The sequence below is a fragment of the Chitinophaga rhizophila genome (assembly GCF_019492185.1).
GTDB lineage: Bacteria > Bacteroidota > Bacteroidia > Chitinophagales > Chitinophagaceae > Chitinophaga > Chitinophaga rhizophila.
In genome coordinates, this window is sequence record NZ_JAICCF010000021.1 from 1 (window position 1) to 586 (window position 586).

1 protein-coding gene is annotated in these 586 nt (G+C 48.1%); it reads left to right on the plus strand.

Annotated elements, in window-relative coordinates:
• Window positions 1–586, plus strand: a 586-nt coding sequence (locus tag K1Y79_RS29055; protein WP_220253736.1) for a hypothetical protein, incomplete at both ends; no start/stop codon positions are given.

Sequence of the window (586 nt, forward strand, 5' to 3'; positions counted from 1 at the left end):
ATGAGTTATTAGGTGGGACAGGTATAGTAGGGGAAGACAATAACCGGTTGTTTTTACTGTTGGTCGCATTGAGCTATAAGATGGCAGCACCGCTACATGCACTGATCCAGGGGAGTAGTGGTAGTGGTAAGACGCGGTTATTGAAGCAGATATCAGACTGTATGCCACCGGAGAAAGTAACGCGTCTGACGCGGGTAAGTGATAAGGTGTTATACAACTACCCTGAACGCTACTTTATGAACCGGTTGTTGTGCTTAGAAGACATAGACGGTCTGAGTGAGGAAGCAGAGTTTGCGTTCCGTGAGCTGCAGAGTAACGGAGAGCTGAACAGCGCAACCAGTATTAAGTTAGAGAATGGTCAGATCACGAGTGGTCAGAAGACGGTGCGTGGTCCTATTGCCAGTCTGGCTTGTACGACACGTGGAGAGTTGTACGAGGATAATATGAGCCGCGTGTTCCTGATAGCAGTAGACGAGAGTAGTGAACAGACACGCCGTATCATCGATTATCAGAACCGTAAAGCGTCCGGGGAGATCGATCATGTTAAAGAGGAGGAGCATAAAGCCTTTATCTGTAACCTGGTACG